Annotated in this window: 18 protein-coding genes; 11 read left to right on the top strand and 7 right to left on the bottom strand. The window is 68.9% G+C overall.

Annotated elements, in window-relative coordinates:
• Positions 1-16 precede the first annotated feature (16 nt).
• A complete protein-coding gene (locus ACFOW8_RS05810; RefSeq protein WP_378546513.1) occupies positions 17-1,054 on the bottom strand; it encodes an LLM class F420-dependent oxidoreductase in 1,038 nt (345 codons plus the stop codon).
• A 61-nt stretch (positions 1,055-1,115) separates the two neighbouring features.
• On the opposite strand from ACFOW8_RS05810, the gene ACFOW8_RS05805 reads away from it, so the two are divergent.
• The 5 genes from ACFOW8_RS05805 to ACFOW8_RS05785 are packed head-to-tail and all read left to right on the top strand — an operon-like array spanning position 1,116 to position 5,587.
• The gene (locus tag ACFOW8_RS05805; protein WP_378546510.1) at positions 1,116-2,087 is read left to right on the top strand and encodes a Zn-ribbon domain-containing OB-fold protein; all 972 of its coding nucleotides are present in this window, start codon (positions 1,116-1,118) and stop codon (positions 2,085-2,087) included.
• Between the two features lie 14 nt (positions 2,088-2,101).
• Positions 2,102-3,115: a thiolase domain-containing protein gene (locus ACFOW8_RS05800; protein WP_378548520.1), complete on the top strand. Its 1,014-nt coding sequence runs from the start codon at positions 2,102-2,104 to the stop codon at positions 3,113-3,115.
• The gene (locus ACFOW8_RS05795) at positions 3,112-4,281 is read left to right on the top strand and encodes a thiolase domain-containing protein (RefSeq protein WP_378546507.1); all 1,170 of its coding nucleotides are present in this window, start codon (positions 3,112-3,114) and stop codon (positions 4,279-4,281) included. The genes ACFOW8_RS05800 and ACFOW8_RS05795 overlap by 4 nt, the downstream gene beginning before the upstream one ends.
• Positions 4,278-5,168, top strand: a complete 891-nt coding sequence (locus ACFOW8_RS05790; RefSeq protein ID WP_378546504.1) for a TIGR03619 family F420-dependent LLM class oxidoreductase — start codon at positions 4,278-4,280, stop codon at positions 5,166-5,168. The genes ACFOW8_RS05795 and ACFOW8_RS05790 overlap by 4 nt, the downstream gene beginning before the upstream one ends.
• Positions 5,165-5,587, top strand: a complete 423-nt coding sequence (locus ACFOW8_RS05785; protein WP_378546501.1) for a nuclear transport factor 2 family protein — start codon at positions 5,165-5,167, stop codon at positions 5,585-5,587. Before ACFOW8_RS05790 ends, ACFOW8_RS05785 begins: the two co-directional genes overlap by 4 nt.
• A 323-nt stretch (positions 5,588-5,910) precedes the next feature.
• Here ACFOW8_RS05785 and ACFOW8_RS05780 read toward each other — a convergent pair whose 3' ends face one another.
• On the bottom strand, positions 5,911-7,209 hold the full coding sequence (locus ACFOW8_RS05780; protein WP_378546498.1) for a cytochrome P450: 1,299 nt from the start codon (positions 7,207-7,209) through the stop codon (positions 5,911-5,913).
• A gap of 132 nt (positions 7,210-7,341) precedes the next feature.
• Here ACFOW8_RS05780 and ACFOW8_RS05775 point away from each other — a divergent pair, with 132 nt between their 5' ends.
• Positions 7,342-8,505, top strand: a complete 1,164-nt coding sequence (locus ACFOW8_RS05775; RefSeq protein ID WP_378546495.1) for a steroid 3-ketoacyl-CoA thiolase — start codon at positions 7,342-7,344, stop codon at positions 8,503-8,505.
• 365 nt (positions 8,506-8,870) lie between these two features.
• Entirely contained in the window at positions 8,871-9,287 is a 417-nt protein-coding gene (locus ACFOW8_RS05770) for a helix-turn-helix domain-containing protein (protein WP_019044759.1), read from the top strand.
• 167 nt (positions 9,288-9,454) lie between these two features.
• Here the strand turns inward: ACFOW8_RS05770 and ACFOW8_RS05765 are convergent, their stop codons facing one another.
• From ACFOW8_RS05765 to ACFOW8_RS05745, 5 genes are all read right to left on the bottom strand, one after another.
• Positions 9,455-10,480 carry a hypothetical protein gene (locus ACFOW8_RS05765; RefSeq protein WP_378546491.1) on the bottom strand — a complete coding sequence of 342 codons (1,026 nt, stop codon included), beginning with the start codon at positions 10,478-10,480 and terminating at the stop codon, positions 9,455-9,457.
• A complete protein-coding gene (locus tag ACFOW8_RS05760; RefSeq protein WP_019044757.1) occupies positions 10,477-10,992 on the bottom strand; it encodes an ImmA/IrrE family metallo-endopeptidase in 516 nt (171 codons plus the stop codon). The genes ACFOW8_RS05765 and ACFOW8_RS05760 overlap by 4 nt, the downstream gene beginning before the upstream one ends.
• A gap of 11 nt (positions 10,993-11,003) precedes the next feature.
• Positions 11,004-12,239 carry a hypothetical protein gene (locus ACFOW8_RS05755; RefSeq protein ID WP_378546487.1) on the bottom strand — a complete coding sequence of 412 codons (1,236 nt, stop codon included), beginning with the start codon at positions 12,237-12,239 and terminating at the stop codon, positions 11,004-11,006.
• Positions 12,240-12,441: 202 nt separating this feature from the next.
• Entirely contained in the window at positions 12,442-13,353 is a 912-nt protein-coding gene (locus ACFOW8_RS05750; protein ID WP_378546484.1) for an SDR family oxidoreductase, read from the bottom strand.
• Between the two features lie 25 nt (positions 13,354-13,378).
• Positions 13,379-14,155 carry an SDR family oxidoreductase gene (locus tag ACFOW8_RS05745; protein ID WP_378546481.1) on the bottom strand — a complete coding sequence of 259 codons (777 nt, stop codon included), beginning with the start codon at positions 14,153-14,155 and terminating at the stop codon, positions 13,379-13,381.
• Between the two features lie 69 nt (positions 14,156-14,224).
• Here ACFOW8_RS05745 and ACFOW8_RS05740 point away from each other — a divergent pair, with 69 nt between their 5' ends.
• From ACFOW8_RS05740 to ACFOW8_RS05725, 4 genes are read left to right on the top strand one after another with little or no spacing between them, the layout of a single operon-like run.
• Complete coding sequence (locus ACFOW8_RS05740) at positions 14,225-14,989, top strand: enoyl-CoA hydratase family protein (protein WP_378546478.1); 765 nt, start codon at positions 14,225-14,227, stop codon at positions 14,987-14,989.
• Positions 14,990-14,995: 6 nt separating this feature from the next.
• Complete coding sequence (locus ACFOW8_RS05735; protein ID WP_378546475.1) at positions 14,996-15,871, top strand: CoA transferase subunit A; 876 nt, start codon at positions 14,996-14,998, stop codon at positions 15,869-15,871.
• Positions 15,868-16,668: a CoA-transferase subunit beta gene (locus ACFOW8_RS05730; RefSeq protein WP_378546472.1), complete on the top strand. Its 801-nt coding sequence runs from the start codon at positions 15,868-15,870 to the stop codon at positions 16,666-16,668. Before ACFOW8_RS05735 ends, ACFOW8_RS05730 begins: the two co-directional genes overlap by 4 nt.
• Positions 16,665-17,747, top strand: a complete 1,083-nt coding sequence (locus tag ACFOW8_RS05725; RefSeq protein WP_378546469.1) for an NAD(P)H-dependent flavin oxidoreductase — start codon at positions 16,665-16,667, stop codon at positions 17,745-17,747. Before ACFOW8_RS05730 ends, ACFOW8_RS05725 begins: the two co-directional genes overlap by 4 nt.
• Positions 17,748-17,825 lie beyond the last annotated feature (78 nt).

Raw genomic sequence — 17,825 nt, 5'->3', positions numbered from 1 at the left:
GAATTTAGAACGTGTTCTAAGTCGATACAAGGGTTTGGAGCCGACGCATCTGATCGGCGTCGGAAACCGAGATCAGCATCATGGTCACGCCGGCGTCCTCCCATTCCTTCAGCCGGGTGCGCACATGCGCCTCGTCGCCGAAGATCGCGGTGTCGGTGATCAGCTCGTCCGGCACCGCCGCGGCGGCCTCGGCCTTGCGCCCCGCCTGGAACAGCGCCGAGATCTCGTCGACCTCCGCGGCGTACCCCATCCGCCGGTAGACCTGCGCGTGGAAGTTCAGCTCCGGCGCGCCCATACCGCCGATGTAGAGCGAGGTAACCCAGCGCATCCGCTCGATCTCGGCCTCCGGCTCGTCGGTGAGCACCACCTGCGCGCTCGCGGCGATCTCGAAATCGGCCCTGCCGCGGCGGGCACCCGGCCGGGCGAAGCCCTCGTCGAGCCACTCGTTGTACATGCCGGCCAGGCGCGGCGCGTAGTAGATCGCCAGCCAGCCGTCGGCGATCTCGGCGGTCTGAGCGACGTTCTTCGGACCCTCCGCACCCAGCCAGATCGGCAGGTCGGCGCGCAGCGGATGCACGATCGGTTTGAGCGGTTTGCCGAGCCCGGTCGCGCCGGGCCCGGCGTAGGGCAGCGCGTAATGCTTGCCGTCGGAGGTCACCGGGGCTTCGCGGGCCAGCACCTTGCGCACGATCTCGACGTACTCGCGGGTGCGGCGCAGCGGCTGCGCGAACGGCTGGCCGTACCAGCCCTCCACCACCTGCGGACCGGAGACGCCGAGGCCGAGGATGGCGCGCCCGCCGCAGAGGTGATCGAGGGTCAGCGCGTGCATCGCGGCCGCGGCCGGGGTGCGCGCCGACAGCTGCGCGACCGAGGTGCCGAGCCGCACGCGCTCGGTGCGCGACCCCCACCAGGCCAGCGGCGTGAAGGCATCCGAGCCCCAGGACTCGGCGGCGAACACCGCGTCGAACCCGGCGTTCTCGGCCGCGACGACCAGCTCGCCCGCGTTCGCGGGCGGCTGTGCGCCCCAGTATCCGAGTTGCAGTCCGAATTTCATGACCGACGTCCTTTCCGGCGAATCCTTGCCAGCAGAATAAGAACCTGTTCTACTCGATATCGTGACCCAGGGGAATACCGCAGTGGAAGTATTGAGTGCACCCCTTCGGGTGCAGTTCGACTACACCAGGTCCGTCGGACCGATCATCGGCGCCTTCCTGACCGGGCTGCGCGAACGCCGGATACTCGGTGTCCGTGGCAGCGACGGCAGGGTGCTGGTGCCCGCCCAGGAGTACGACCCGATCACCTCGGCCCCGCTGGCCGAGCTGGTCGAGGTCGCACCGACGGGCACGGTGCAGTCATGGACATGGGTGGCGCGACCGCTGCCAGGGCAGCCGTTCGACCGGCCGTTCGCCTGGGCGTTGATCCAGCTCGACGGTGCCGACACGGCACTGTTGCACGCGCTGGACGTGACCGAACCGGAACAGGTGCATACCGGCATGCGGGTGCGCGTCCGGTGGGCCGACGAGCCGACCGGCAGCATCACCGATATCGCCTGCTTCGAACCGGGCGAGACCGCGGCGGCGGCGGCATCCGTGGACGACTCCGCCGAGCCGGTGACCATCCTGACCACCCCCGTCGATCTGAGCTACAAGCACACCGCGTCCCCACAGGAGAGCGTCTACCTGCGCGGTCTCGCCGAAGGCAAACTGATCGGCGGCCGGTCCGAAGCGGGCGGCAAGGTGTACTTCCCGCCGCGCGGCGCCAATCCGACCGACGGCACGCCCACCGACGACCTGGTCGAACTGCCCGACAAGGGCACGGTCACCACCTTCTGCATCGTCAACGTGCCCTTCCTCGGCCAGCGGATCAAGCCGCCGTATGTGGCCGCCTACGTACTCCTCGACGGCGCCGACATCCCGTTCCTGCACCTGGTTCTCGGCTGCGAGGCTACGGAGGTGCGGATGGGCATGCGGGTCGAGGCCGTATGGAAGCCCCGCGAGGAATGGGGCCACGCGCTGGCCAATATCGACCACTTCCGGCCCTCCGGCGAGCCCGACGCGCCGTATGAGTCCTACCAGCACCACCTCTGAGAGGCGACGTGACTATCCCTGAGATCGCGGTGGTGGGATTCGCCCACGCACCGCACGTGCCGGAAACCTTCGGCACCACCAACGGCGTCGAGATGCTCGTGCCGTGCTTCCAGCAGCTCTACGCCGAGCTCGGCATCACGAAGTCCGATATCGACTTCTGGTGCTCCGGGTCGTCGGATTTCCTTGCAGGCCGGGCCTTCTCGTTCATCTCCGCGGTCGACGCGATCGGCGCCGTGCCGCCGATCAACGAGTCGCACGTCGAGATGGACGCCGCCTGGGCGCTGTACGAGGCATGGGTGAAGTTGCTGTCCGGTCAGGCCGAGACCGCGCTCGTGTACGGCTTCGGCAAATCCTCGGCCGCCGAGTCCATCCACCAGGTGCTGACCATGCAGCTCGACCCCTACCTGGTGACGCCGCTGTGGCCGGACGCCGTATCGATCGCGGGCCTGCAGGCGCGGGCCGGCCTGGACGCGGGCCGCTGGACCGAGCGGGAGATGGCCGAGGTCGCCGGTAGTGACGTCGAATCCCTGCTCGCCGCACCGTATGTCGCCGATCCCTTGCGCGCCCACGACATCGCGCCGGTCACCGACGGCGCCGCCGCGATCGTGCTCGCGGTCGGCGATCGGGCCCGCGAACTGTGCGAGCGCCCGGCGTGGATCACCGGAATCGCGCACAACATCGACGCCCAAGCGCTCGGCGCGCGCGACCTCACCCGTGCCCCGTCGGCCACCGCCGCCGCGTCCGCGGCCACCCGTGGCGACACCTCCGGCTTCGACCTGGCCGAGCTGCACGCGCCGTTCAGCCATCAGCAGCTGATCCTCGCCGAGGCCATCGGCCTGCCGGCCGGGACAACCATCAATCCGTCCGGCGGCGCGCTCGCAGGCAACCCGATGTTCGCGGCGGGCCTGGAGCGGATCGGCAATGCCGCCACCGCCATCATCTCCGGTGACGCGAACCGGACTCTCGCTCATGCGACCAGCGGCCCCGCGCTGCAGCAGAACCTGGTCGCGGTTCTGGAGGCGAAATGACCTTCCCCGCCGCGGTGCTCGGCACCGGACAAACTCATCACGTGACGAAACGTTCCGACGTGTCCATGGCAGGCATGTGTCGCGAGGCGATCGATCGCGCACTCGAGGATTCGGGTCTGACCATCGCCGACATCGACGCCGTCGTCGTCGGCAAGGCGCCCGACTACTTCGAGGGCGTCATGATGCCCGAGCTGTATCTCGCCGAGGCGCTCGGCGCCATCGGCAAGCCTCTGCTGCGCGTGCACACCGCCGGATCGGTCGGCGGTTCCACCGGTGTCGTCGCCGCCAACCTGGTGCAGGCGGGTGTGCACGGCAAGGTGCTCGCGATCGCCTGGGAGAAGCAGTCGGAATCGAATGCCATGTGGGCGTTGTCGATTCCGGTGCCGTTCACCATGCCGGTCGGCGCGGGGGCGGGCGGCTACTTCGCCCCGCACGTGCGCTCCTACATCCGCCGCTCCAACGCGCCAGGCCATATCGGCGCCATGGTCGCGGTGAAGGACCGGCGCAACGGTGCGAAGAATCCGCTCGCCCATCTGCATCAGCCCGACATCACCATGGAATCGGTGCTCGCCTCGCAGATGCTGTGGGACCCGATCCGGTTCGACGAGACCTGTCCGTCCTCCGACGGCGCCTGCGCCCTGGTGATCGGCAATGCCGAGGCGGCCGCGGCGGTCGAGGCCGAGGGCAAGAAGGTCGCGTGGGTGCACGGAACCGCGATGCGCACCGAGCCGACCACCTTCGCGGGCCGCGACCAGGTGAATCCGCAGGCCGGTCGAGACGCCGCCGCCGCCCTGTGGAAGGCGTCCGGGATCACCGACCCGCTCGAGGAGATCGACGTCGCCGAGATCTACGTGCCGTTCTCCTGGTTCGAGCCGATGTGGCTGGAGAACCTCGGCTTCGCCGCCGAGGGCGACGGATGGAAGCTCACCGACAAGGGTGAGACCGAGATCGGTGGCCGCATCCCGGTGAACCCGTCGGGCGGCGTGCTGTCCTCCAACCCGATCGGCGCCTCCGGCCTGATCCGCTTCGCCGAGGCGGCCAAGCAGGTGATGGGCCGGGCGGGCGCGTACCAGGTGACGGACGCGCGCAAGGCGATGGGGCACGCGTACGGTGGCGGCTCGCAGTACTTCTCGATGTGGGTCGTCGGAAGCGAGCGTCCGGAATGAAGTTCACCGTCGGCATCGCACTGAGCCCGCTCGACCAGCTGACCGAGCTGGCCAAGACCGCCGAGGAATGCGGATTCACCTCCATCGGTCTGCCCGACTCGCTGTTCTACATGAAGTCGCAGGCCGCCGACTACCCGTACACCCCCGACGGCAGCCGGTTCTGGGGGCCGGACACCCCGTGGGTCGACCCGCTGATCGCCGCCGCCTCGATGGCCGCGGTGACCGCCACGCTGCGGTTCTACACCAATGTCCTCAAGCTCGGCTCCCGCAATCCGCTGCTGCTGGCCCGGCAGGTCGGCTCGATCGCCAACATGTCGGGCAACCGATTCGGCTTCGGTCTCGGAATCGGCTGGGCGCCAGAGGAATTCGAATGGTGCGGCGTGCCGTACGAGAAGCGCGGCGCGCGGGTGGACGAGATGATCGAAATCATCCGGCTGGTGCTCGACGGCGGCATGGTCGAGTTCCACGGCGAGTTCTACGATTTCGACGAGCTGCAGATGAGCCCGGCACCGAGTGAGCGGGTGCCGTTCTACGTGGGCGGCCACACCGGTCCGGCGCTGCGCCGGGCGGCCCGTATCGGCGACGGCTGGACCTCGGCGATGATGAAGTTCGACGATCTGGTCACCACCATCGGCACCCTGCGCGAGCTGCGCGCCGAGTACGACCGGACCGAGGTGCCGTTCGAGATCCAGGCCGTCTGCATCGACAAGTTCGGCCGCGACGGCTACCAGGATCTGGCCGACGCCGGTGTCACCGACACCATCGTGGTGCCGTGGCTGGCAGACGGGATCGGCTTCGACGGCGAGCTGGCCGCCAAGCAGGACTCGATGCGCAGGTTCGCCGAGAAGTACATCGCCGATCCGATCGTCGCGAAGGGGCAGGCATGACCGACACCACCGTGGACCGGTCGGCGCGAGCGGCTGGCCTGGCCTCGCAGGCCGCCGTGCGGGCCAGGGACCGGGCCGCCTGGATCGCCCTGTTCGCCGAGGACGGCATCGTCGAAGACCCGGTCGGCCCTTCGGGTTTCGACCCCGACGGCGTCGGCCACCGTGGCCACGAGGCGATCGGTGCGTTCTGGGACAAGGCGATCGCGCTCACCGAGTCGATCGAATTCCGCTTCGACGACTCCTTCGCCTGCGGCAACGAGATCGCCTTCACCGGCAGGATCCGCACCACCATGGCCGGCCATGTGATCGACGCCGAGGGCGTGTTCACCTACAAGGTCGACAGCGAGGGCAAGATCGCCGCGCTGCGCGCGTTCTGGGAGGTGGACCGCGCCATGGCCACCACGCGACCCGTCAGCTGACGAACACAACAAGGGTTCAGCCCCGGCACCGCTCGGTACCGGGGCTGAACTATGCGCACTACCGGCCCCACACGACCCAACCCTGAGGAGGGTCCGCCGACGAAGTCGGCGGACGCGGCAGCGCTCCGAAAAACACCGCAGCGACACCACCCAACCCAGCCCCGCACGACCCGACCCCGAGGAGGGTCCGCCGACGAAGTCGGCGGTCGCGGCCCGTCCCGTCGATCAGGCGCCGTTGCGCAAGCGACGAAGGAGCAAGCAACGGTGCCTGATCGACGGGACCCAAGGGGGCCGCGACTCGAGCGCGCCAGCGCTCCAACAACTCAGTGGGCTACCGGGCAGCCCTTGGTCTGGTAGTCGACCGGGAGCTCTTTGATGCCGTTGAGCCAGCCCGAGCGCAGGCGCTTGGGGTCACCGAGCTTGGTGATGTCGGGCAGGTGGTCGGCGATCGCGTTGAAGATCAGGTCCACCTCGAGCCGGGCCAGGTTCGCACCGACGCAGAAGTGCGCGCCGGTGCCGCCGAAGGCAAGGTGCTGGTTGTCCGCGCGCGTGATGTCGAACTTCTCCGGGTTCTCGAAGACGTCCTCGTCGAAGTTGGCCGAGCGGTACAGCATCACCAGCCGCTGCCCCTTCTTGATCTGCACGCCGCCGAGTTCGGTGTCCTCGAGCGCGGTGCGCTGGAACGAGGTCACCGGGGTGGCCCAGCGGATGATCTCGTCGACCGCGGTGGCCGGGCGTTCCTTCTTGAAGAGTTCCCACTGGTCGGGGTTCTCCATGAAGGCGATCATGCCGTGGCTGATCGCGTTGCGGGTGGTCTCGTTGCCCGCGACCGCGAGCAGGATGACGAAGAAGCCGAACTCCTCCGGGGTGAGCGCCTCGCCGTCGACGTCGGCCTCGATCAGCGTGGTGACCAGGTCGTCGGCCGGGCAGGCCTTCCTGGCCTCGGCCATCTGGTAGGAGTAGCCGAGCAGCTCCATCGACGCCTTGACCGGGTCGATGTCGACATTGTCGGGATCGTCGTAGCCGGTCATGTCGTTGGACCACTCGAAGACCTTCATCCGGTCCTCCTGCGGCACCCCGATCAGCTCGGCGATCGCCTGTAGCGGCAGCTCACAGGCGACCTGGGTGACGAAGTCGCCCGAGCCGGCCTCGGCCGCGGCTTTCACGATCTTCTCCGCCCGGTCCGACAACTCGGCGCGCAGGCCGTTGACCGCGCGCGGGGTGAAGCCCTTGGCGATCAGCTTGCGGAGCTTGGTGTGCTCGGGAGCGTCCTTGTTGAGGATGACGAAGCGCTGCAGCTCGATCTGCTCACGCTGGATATCGTCGTTGAAGCGCGGGATGGCGGTGTTCTCGTAGGTGGAGAACACGTCGCTGCGCCGGGAGACCTCCTTGACATCGGCGTGCTTGCTCACCACCCAGAAGCCGTCGTCGTGGAAGCCGCCGACCTCGGGCGACTGCGCGTTCCACCAAATGGGTGCGGCGCGCCGCAGCTCGGCGAACTCTGCCACCGGGACACGCTCGGCGTAGATATCGGGGTCGGTGACGTCGAACCCGTCCGGCAGGTTCGGCCGGGTACCCGTAGCGGTCGCGGGGCCGGCGTGTTCGGTGCGCGGATCTACCACCAGATGTCTCCTTCGACAAACTGAAACACGTTCTACAATCATTCAAGCACAGGGGTTGCCGTGACGGAAGAACCACGCGGTTTTACGCTGAGCTACAGAACAGAACTTGTTGCAGTTACGAGGGAGAATCTCATGGGTACACCCGTGATCGTCGAGGCCGTTCGCACCCCGATCGGTAAACGGCGCGGGCAGCTTTCGGGACTGCACGCCGCCGAGCTGCTCGGCCTGGCCCAGCGCGGTCTGCTCGACCGGGCCGGCATCGACCCGGCCGAGGTCGAGCAGGTGATCGGCGGCTGCGTCACCCAGGCGGGTGAGCAGTCCAACAATGTCACCAGGGTCGCCTGGCTGCACGCGGGCCTGCCCTGGCAGACCGGCGCGACCACCATCGACGCGCAGTGCGGCTCGGCCCAGCAGGCCAACCACCTCGTCGCCGGGCTCATCGCGACCGGCGGGATCGATGTCGGCATGGCGTGTGGCGTCGAGGCCATGAGCCGCGTTCCGCTCGGCGCGAATGTCGGCACCGAGGCGGGGACGCGACGCCCTGCCTCGTGGTCGATCGATATGCCCGACCAATTCGGCGCCGCCGAACGAATTGCCCGCAGGCGCGGCATCACCCGGAACGATATCGACCAATTCGGTCTGCGTTCACAAGAATTGGCGGCACAGGCCTGGGCCGAGGGCCGTTTCGATCGTGAAGTTCTTCCGGTCTCGGCGCCGGTACTCGACAGCGAGGGCAATGCCACCGGCGAAAAGCTGGAGGTGACCCGCGACCAAGGACTGCGCGCCACCACACTGGAGGGCCTCGCCGCGCTGAAGCCGGTGATGACCGACGGCATCCATACCGCAGGCACCTCGTCACAGATCTCCGACGGAGCCGCCGCGGTGCTGCTGATGGACGAAACTGTCGCGCGCAGTAGGGGTTTGCGGCCGCGGGCGCGCATCCACACCCAGGTGCTCGTCGGCGCCGAGCCGGAGTTCCACCTCGACGGGCCGGTGCAGGCGTGCACCCGGCTGCTCGAGCGCTCCGGAATGAAGATTGCAGATATCGACCTTTTCGAGATCAATGAGGCATTCGCGTCGGTTGCCCTTTCCTGGGCCGCTGTACACCAGCCGGACATGAACCGGGTAAATGTCAACGGCGGTGCGATCGCAATCGGGCACCCGGTCGGCTCCACCGGTTCTCGGCTCATCACCACCGCATTGCACGAGCTCGAACGCACCGGCAAGGGCACCGCGATGGTGCTCATGTGCGCCGGTGGCGCCCTCGCCACCGGAACGATCATCGAACGCCTGTAGACTGGGCGGCACCGAAACCGGGCGCCCAGGTTGAACATTCATCCCCGGGCGCCCGGAACGTGTCGTACGCCACACAATCCAGGGGCCGAGGGGGAACATGAGGCATCAGCTAACATCAGGCTACTATCGACCCAAGGTTGAAGAACCCCGCGACGGGCACGAACTCGGACACCCCACCGCTCCACAAGAGTCGTTGGCGTGACCCGCAAACGCGGCCGCCGGCGCCCCTGTACGCAGGTGAACGCCGGAAACCGCAGAGAAATCCGGATTCAGGCGTAGGTTTTCAGTTACTGAGCCGCTAATATCAATGATACGTATCCGAGATAACGACTGTTAGTACAGTGAAGGGAATTGGGCGGCTCACAATGGCTGATTTCGCGGCGCGGCTGAACAAGCTGTTCGAAACCGTGCATCCCCCGGGGCGCAAGCCGCACACCAACGCAGAGGTTGCGGCTGCGCTGACTGCCTCCGGGCATCCGATCTCGAAGCCGTATCTCTCGCAGCTGCGGTCGGGACAACGAACCAACCCGTCCGACGAGACGGTGGCCGCCCTGGCGAAGTTCTTCAAGGTCAAGCCTGACTACTTCTTCAACGACATCTACGCGGCCAAGATCGATCACGACCTGGAGCTGCTCGCGCAGCTGCAGGGCTACGGGCTGCGCCGACTGTCCAGCAGGGCATTCGACCTTTCCGAAGAATCACAGAATCTGCTCACCTCCATGGCGGAGAAGTTGCGGGCCAGCGAAGGCTTGCCCGAAATTCCTCCGGACGGAACCGAATAAAGGATCACGCAAGACCGGATACGTGCTTCAGCGAGCGGGCCTGAGACGGTGGATTCCACCAGCTCAGGCCCGTTCGCTATCGGCGAGTAAGCCTCAGGCTGTAGTCGACGCCGCCTGAGCGGGGCGCTGTGTGGTGACGCTCCGCTGCCGCCTCCGCACCCTTCCGCTCAGGCGGTGGCGTTCTGCGGTGCGCCTTCGACCTCCACCGCGGTCTGATACTTGTTCGCGATCGCCAGTACCCAGCCGCGCGGGCTCACTCCGGGCGGCGGCGCGATCCAGCGCGCGTCGACGAACAAGTCCCCCAACGGATTTCGCGCCCACTCCGCCACCACCGCGGCCCGCTCCGGCACCGAGGCAGGCGGCTCGCCCGCAGCCGGGATGACGATGCCGCTGCCGGAGAGCAGATACAGCGCGTCCATCACCTGCGCCACGTGATCGGAGGCCTTCAGCTGAGTGGAGGTGGCGTTCTGTTCGGGGGCGACCACCTCGGGGAAGCGCCCCACCATCAGCTTGTGCAGCGGACGGATCCGGCGCAGCAGTATCCGCGCCCGCCACCACAGCTCGATCACGATCGACACGGCGCCGAGCGCGATGAGCAGACTGGCGATCTCCCAGGCCTGCCACCCCCACAGCGGCTCCCCCGGTGGCGTCGGCTCGGCGTCCTGCAGTGCCCGGCCCGCGTTGGCGACCGCGAGCACCGCCACCAACGCGGTTCCCGCCGTGTAGATCGCGATGCCGCGACCGAGCGTGGTCCAGTCGAGATTGCGCAAACCGGTGGTGACGATGAAGACGGCGCCGAGCGCCACCACCATCCAGCCGAAGGTGAACGACCACGCCAACGTGATGACGATCGCCAGCGCACCGATCCCGTAGATGACCATCGCGATCTGGCGCAGATTGCGGCGCGAGACCACCGGCCACGCGGCCGAGGCCACCACCGAGGTGGCCGCGGTGAACAGGATCCAGGCCGAAGCCACGATGCCGGTGGACAACCACCCGCCACGCACCCCGCCGGGAAGCAGGTTGTCGATGGCGACCGCCATCTCTGGAATGGCGACGGTCGACGCGAGCGCGACGGCGGAAACCGCGACGACGATGGCCACGCGGGCGGTCGTGGCCGGCTTCACCAGCACGCGACCCACTCGCGCACCCGCGGCAACCCAGACCAGCAGGGCTGTCAACCAGAGTGTCATCCGAGTGCCTCATCGAATCGAAGGACCGAGACGCCTGCGCCCCGGTTGTTGAACACGCGAAGCCGGGTCATCAGCATGGCGGCGAAGGTCTCGGCCTCCCATTCCGCGAGGTCGTCGGCGCCGTCGTCGACGATCTGCGCGTGCGCGCGCTGGCTGAGCATGTAGGCGATCAGGTCGTCGCTGACCTCGAGCGTGGTCTCGACGGCCGGGGCGCCCTCGTGGTCGAAGACGATGTGGCCGAGTTCGTGCGCGAGGGTGTGGTCGCGACTCGGCAGCGCGTCGGCGAGCACGATGATGTCGCGTTCCGGATAGAACCGGCGCTGACCGCACACGCCGGGGCCGAGCTGCGCGCTGGTGATCTCGATCTCGCGCTGCCGCTCGAGCGAGATGGCGGCGACCACCTCGTCGAGGGTGGTCGCGTCGGAGTCCGCCGCGACCGCGCAGACCGCGTCCACCGCGGCGGCGACGCGGCGGTAGGACCTGGAGGTGCTCTGGGTCTTGCTCTTACTCATCGAAGATCCCCTCACGACCTCGGTCCGAAGAATTCGGCACGCGCCGCGTTCACCCTGGCCTGGGCTGCCGCGGCACCTTGGAAACTCACTGCGCCCGAACCGGTTCCGGCCAGGGTGAGCGCGATCAGGCCACCGATCACCGAGAGCAGCTCGGGTTCGGGCAACCCGCCGTTGTCGCTGGTCGGCTTCACCTCGTGATTCGGCGCCGCCTGCGGAGCGGGCGGGGCGGCGGCAGGCGCGGGCGGGGCAGGCGCCTCCGGTGCGGGCGGGACAGCGGCCGGAACCGGTGCCGCCACCGCGATATTCGGCACGGCGGGCATCGATGGCGCGCCGGGCGCGGGGGGAATCGCGATCGACGGCAGAGCCGGAGCCGCAGGTGGGGTCGGCACCTGGAGCAGCAGCAACAGCAGCAGCGGCGAGGCAGAACCCACCGCGGCCGAACCAACGGCAGCCGACCCGACGGCGGCGGAACCCACTGCGGCGGAACCGGTTCCGGCCAGCACTGAGCCGAGCCCGAGCGCGGCCGAGCCGGTTCCGACGGCGGCGGAGCCGACGGCCGCCGAACCCGTACCGAGCACCGCGGCACCGGCGGCCGAACCGGTACCGAGCACGGCGGCACCGGCGGCCGAACCCGTACCGAGCACCGCGGCGGCACCGGCCGAACCGGTCGCGAGCACGCCTGCCGCGCCGGCCGAACCCGTGCCGAGGACGGCGGCGACGCCGGCCGAACCGGTGCCGAGGATGGCACCGAGGCCCGCGGAGCCGGAACCGATCAGCAGGCCGAGTCCCGCCGAACCCGTGCCGAGCACCGCGCCCGCGGCCGCCGAGCCCGCACCCGCGGCGGAACCCACCGCCGCCGAGCCCGCGGCCGAGCCGGAACCGGCGACCTCCTTCTTCGGTACCTGGGACTGGCCGGGGATGGTCAGCGGCTGCCATTCCTCGCCCGCGACCTCGGTACCCTCTGGCGCCTGCGGCGCGGCGGGCGTTTGCGGAGCGTTGCCTGCCCGACCCGTGGACGAGCCACTCGGCAGGCGGAGCTCACCGGGCTGCACCAGATCCTGACCATTACCCCCTTGACCGTTCGCACCCCCCTGGCCGCCGATGCCGCTACTGCCGCTGCCCGGCGGCTGCGCGACGGGTGTCGACGGGTTTTCGGGCGCGGCGAGAGCGATCGCCGGACCGAGTAGCGCGGATCCGGCCAGCACACTCGCGGCGGCAAGTACGCGCAAGATGCGACCAACGGCCATGCGCTTGTCATCCCCTTAGTTTCTCAGCGCAGATTTACCCCCGGTCGCGACACATTCCGGGATTCGACGAACAGTAGCCCATAGTAAACCCACGGCCCCGATACCGCAGAAGCCAGCAAAAGTCGTTCAGCCCCCTGAACACGGGTGACATGCCATCGGCGCAGGCCGGGGACTTTCCACCGACCTGCGCCTAGCGCGTTTGCTATGCGCCGTACACCGGCTCCGGCGGCACGCCCTTCTCGATCAGTTCGGCGACCACCGGACCCAGCTCGGCCGGGTTCCAGCGGGCACCGCGATCCACCGCGACACCGTGCCGCCAGCCCTGCGCCAGCGCCACCTTTCCGCCCTCGACCTCGAACATCCGTCCGGTCACCCCGGCCGACTCCGCGCTGCCGAGCCACACGACCAGCGGGGAGATGTTCTCCGGTGCCATCGCGTCGAAGCCCGAGTCCGGGGCCGCCATGGTCTCGGCGAAGACCGTCTCGGTCATTCTGGTGCGGGCCGCGGGGGCGATCGCGTTGACGGTCACGCCGTAACGGCCGAACTCGGCGGCGGCGGTGAGGGTGAGCCCGGCGATGCCGGCCTTGGCAGCGCCGTAGTTGCCCTGCCCGACACTGCCCTGCAGACCCGCGCCGGAGCTGGTGTTGATCACGCGGGCATCGACCGCCCTGCCCGCCTTCGACTCGCCGCGCCAGTACTCGGCCGCGTGCCGCATGGTGGCGAAGTGGCCCTTGAGGTGCACCCGGACCACCGCGTCCCACTCGTCCTCGCCCAGGTTCACCAGCATGCGGTCGCGCACGAAGCCGGCATTGTTCACCAGCACGTCAAGGCCGCCGAAAGTGTCGACGGCCTGGTGGATCAGACGGCGTGCGCCCGCCCAGTCGGCCACGTCGTCGTAGTTGGCGGCGGCCTCGCCACCGGCGGCGACGATCTCGTCGACCACCAGCTGCGCGGGCGTCTCGGTGGTCGCGGCGCCGTCGAGCGCGGTGCCGACGTCGTTGACCACCACGCGCGCGCCCGCGGCGGCGAAGGCGAGCGCGTGCGCGCGGCCGATCCCCCGGCCCGCGCCGGTGACGATGACGGTGCGCCCGGCGCAGATCAACTGCTGGTCCATGTGTGTTGCTCCTGTGTCCATCGATCTAGTGGTTGGTATTGGCTGCGTCCAGGAAGGCGGGGCGTTCGCCGCCACCGTGGACGAGCAGGGCGGCGCCGCTGATGTGCGCCGCCATGGGTGAGGCGAGGAACAGCGCGGCACCGCCCACGTCGGCGGGGCTGGCGAGCCTGCCGAGCGGTACGGTCGCGGCCACGGCGGCCACCCCGTCGGCGTCGCCGTAGTGCAGGTGACTGAGTTCGGTTTCCACCGGGCCGACGACCACGGAGTTCAGCCGCACCTTGGGCGCCCATTCGACGGCCAGCGAGGTGGTCAGATTGTCCAGACCGGCCTTGGCCGCACCGTAGGCGGCGGTGCCGGGCGAGGGCCGATGCCCGCTGACGCTGGTGATCATCACGATCGAGCCGCCGGTGTCCTGCTGCTGCATCACGGCGTTTGCCCGCTGCGAGATGAGCAGCGGAGCGAGCAGGTTCAGCTCGACGATCTTCTGGTGGAACTTCGGGCTCGCCGCGTCGGCGAGCGCGAACGGGGCGCCACCGGCGTTGTTCACCACGTGATCGATCCGGCCGTGCCGGTCGAGGATCCGCTCGAACATCGCCGCGACCGCGTCGGGGTCGCGCACATCGCAGGTGAAGTGCTCGGTGCTGCGCCCACCCACCTCGATCGGTTCGTCGGCGGGGCGGCGGGCACAGGTCAGCACGGTCGCACCGGCGGCGAGGAAGGCCCGGCTGACACCGGCGCCGACGCCGCGGACGCCACCGGTCACCAGAACGATCTGCGCGGAAAGGTCGATTTCTACAGCCACCGTGCTAACCTACCAAGCAATTGCTTGCTTTGTCTCGGGTTCGCCGGGGCGCGCACGATGGGACATGCGATGGGGATAATCCGTCACACCGAAACCGAGGGCGTCGAAGTCGTCACCGTCGACTACCCGCCGGTCAACGCCTTGCCGTCGGACGGCTGGTTCGCGCTGGCCGACGCGGTCAGGGACGCCGGACGTGATCCGGCCACCCGGGTGGTGGTGCTGCGGGCCGAGGGTCGCGGCTTCAACGCCGGCGTCGACATCAAGGAGATGAACGCCGACAGCGGGCACACCGCGCTGATCCGCGCCAACCACGGCTGCTTCGAGGCCTTCGCGGCCGTCTACGACTGCCAGGTCCCGGTGGTCACCGCCGTCAACGGCTTCTGCCTCGGCGGCGGCATCGGGCTGGTCGGCAATTCCGACGTGATCGTCGCCTCCGACGACGCCACCTTCGGCCTGCCCGAGGTGGACCGCGGTGCGCTCGGCGCGGCCACCCACCTGGCCCGGCTGGTCCCGCAGCATCTGATGCGGACCATGTTCTACACCGCGGGCAAGCTCACCGCCCAGCAGTTGCACCACTACGGCTCGGTCTACAAGGTGGTGCCGCGCGCCGAACTCGACGCCGCGGCCATGGAGGTCGCCGAGAACATCGCGAACAAGGACGGCCGCGTGATCCGCGCCGCCAAGCGCGCGCTCAACGGCATCGACGTGCAGGACGTGCACCGCTCCTACCGCTACGAGCAGGGTTTCACCATGGAGCTCAACCTCGCGGGCGTCGCCGACGAGATCAGGGCACGCTTCGACGACGACCTCGCCGCGCAGAAGAAGGAGAACTAGAAAGCCATGCGCGACAAGCGAATGACGCTCGACGAGGTAGTCGGCGAGCTGCGCAGCGGAATGACGATCGGCCTCGGCGGCTGGGGCTCCCGGCGCAAGCCGATGGCGCTGGTGCGCGCGCTGCTCCGCTCCGATGTGACCGATCTGACCGTGGTCACCTACGGCGGCCCCGACCTCGGCCTGCTGTGCTCGGCGGGCAAAGTGCGTAAGGCCTACTACGGCTTCGTGTCCCTGGATTCCGCGCCCTTCTACGACCCATGGTTCGCCAAGGCGCGCACCGGGGGCGCCATCACCGTGCGGGAGATGGATGAGGGCATGGTCAAGTGCGGGCTGCAGGCCGCGGCCGCGCGCCTGCCGTTCCTGCCGATCCGGGCCGGGCTCGGCTCCGCCGTGCTCGACTTCTGGGAGGGCGAGCTGAAGACGGTGGACTCGCCGTACCCCACCGACGGCAGGACCGAGACCCTGGTCGCCATGCCCGCGCTGGATCTCGACGCCGCGTTCGTGCACCTCGACCTGGCCGACAAGCACGGCAACGCCGCCTACACCGGCGTCGACCCCTACTTCGACGACCTGTACTGCCTGGCCGCCGAGCGGCGCTACGTCACCGCCGACCGGCTGGTCGAGACCGAGGAACTGGTGAAAGCCGTTCCGCAGCAGTCGATCATCCTCAACCGGATGATGGTCGACGGCGTGGTCGAGGCACCGGGTGGCGCGCACTTCACCTTCTCCGGCAGCTACGGGCGCGACGAGAAGTTCCAGAAGCACTATGTGGCCGCCGCGCAGACGCCGGAGTCGTGGGCCGAGTTCAAGGCCCGCTATCTGGATGTCTCCGAAGCCGACTACCAGGCCGCCGTCCACGCCTTCGCCGAGGAGCAGAAATGAGTTCAGCATCGCTAGCCGATTCCGTGCCGGGTGACGGCGGGGCGACCGCGGCGCCGGTGACCCGCGCCGAGGTCTGCGTGGTTGCCGCCGCGGAGATCTTCCGCGGGGCGGGCGAGATCATGGCGAGCCCGATGTCGACGGTCACCACCATCGGTGCCCGGCTGGCCCGGCTCACTTTCGAACCCGATCTGCTGCTGTCCGACGGCGAGGCGCTGTTCTTCGCCGAGGTTCCGGCCATCGGCGCGAAGGCGCCGGTCGAGGGCTGGATCCCGTTCTCCAAGGTGTTCGACGTGGTCGCCTCCGGGCGCCGCCACGTGGTGATGGGCGCCAACCAGCTCGACCGGTTCGGTAACCAGAACCTGTCGGCCTTCGGCCCGCTGCAGCAGCCGACCCGGCAGATGTTCGGGGTGCGCGGCGCGCCTGGCAACACCATCAACCACGCCACCAGCTACTTCGTGCCGAGGCACAGCAAGCGGGTGTTCGTCGACCAGGTCGACATCATCTCCGGTATCGGCTACGACCGCATCGATCCGGACAACCCCGCCTACCGGTTCCACCACCTGCACCGGGTGGTGACCAACCTGGGCGTGTTCGATTTCGGCGGGCCCGACCACACCCTGCGCGCCCTGTCGTTGCATCCCGGCGTGACCGCCGACGAGGTCGCCGAGAACACCTCCTTCGAAGTCGCCGAGCTCGGCACCGCGGGCGAGACCAGGCTGCCCACCGGGGAGGAGCTGCGGATCATCCGTACCGTGCTCGACCCGAAGGGCTTCCGGGAGAAGGAAGTGGCGTCATGACCAGGCTCCGGACGCCGCTGACCGAGCTGGTCGGCATCGAGCATCCGGTGGTGCAGACCGGGATGGGCTGGGTCGCCGGGCCGCGGCTGGTCGCGGCCACCGCCAATGCGGGCGGCCTCGGCATCCTGGCTTCGGCCACGATGACCTTCGCGGAACTCGAGGCGGCGGTCGCCAAGACCAAGTCGCTCACCGGCAATCCGTTCGGCGTGAACATCCGCGCCGACGCCACCGACGCCACCGAGCGCATCGACCTGCTCATCCGCGAGGGAGTGAAGGTAGCCTCGTTCGCGCTCGCGCCCAAGCAGGACCTCATCGCCAAGCTGAAAGACCATGGCGTGGTGGTGATTCCCTCGATCGGTGCCGCCAAGCACGCGGTGAAGGTGGCTTCCTGGGGCGCCGACGCGGTGATCGTGCAGGGCGGTGAGGGCGGTGGGCACACCGGTCCGGTCGCCACCACCCTGCTGCTGCCCTCGGTACTCGACGCCGTCGACATCCCGGTCGTCGCCGCCGGCGGCTTCTTCGACGGCCGCGGTCTGGCCGCCGCGCTGTCCTACGGCGCGGCCGGTGTCGCGATGGGCACCCGCTTCCTGCTCACCCAGGAGAGCACCGTGCCCGACGCGGTGAAGCAGGAGTACCTGGCACGTGGCCTGCAGGACACCGTGGTTTCGGTGAAGGTCGACGGCATGCCGCACCGGATGCTGAACACCGAACTGGTCGACAAGCTGGAACACTCCGGCGGCTGGCGAGGCCTGTCCGCGGCGGTGTCCAACGCGGCCAGGTTCAAGTCGATGACCGGCATGAAATGGTCGACGCTGATGCGCGACGGCCTGGCCATGCGCAAGACCAAGGATCTCAGCTGGTCGCAGGTCGTGATGGCGGCCAACTCGGCCATGCTCACCAAGGCCGGGCTGGTCGAGGGCCGCACCGACGCGGGCGTGCTGCCCGCGGGACAGGTCACCGGGATCATCGACAGCCTGCCGACGGTCGCCGAACTGATCGACGGGATCGTCACCGACGCCGTCGCCCGGATCGAGGCCGTCTCGGCCCTCACCACCGAGCCCGCCACCGAGGTCGGCTGAGCGGACTCCGCCCCCAGAACTCGCCCCCGATCGACGGCCCAGAGCCAACCGTCGGTCCCCATGGGGCGATCGAACACC

Origin of the sequence: Nocardia rhizosphaerae (assembly GCF_042650365.1) — a bacterium.
GTDB lineage: Bacteria > Actinomycetota > Actinomycetes > Mycobacteriales > Mycobacteriaceae > Nocardia > Nocardia rhizosphaerae.
Note: the sequence above shows the minus strand (reverse complement) of the source record. Positions and strands in the feature narration are given on the sequence as shown.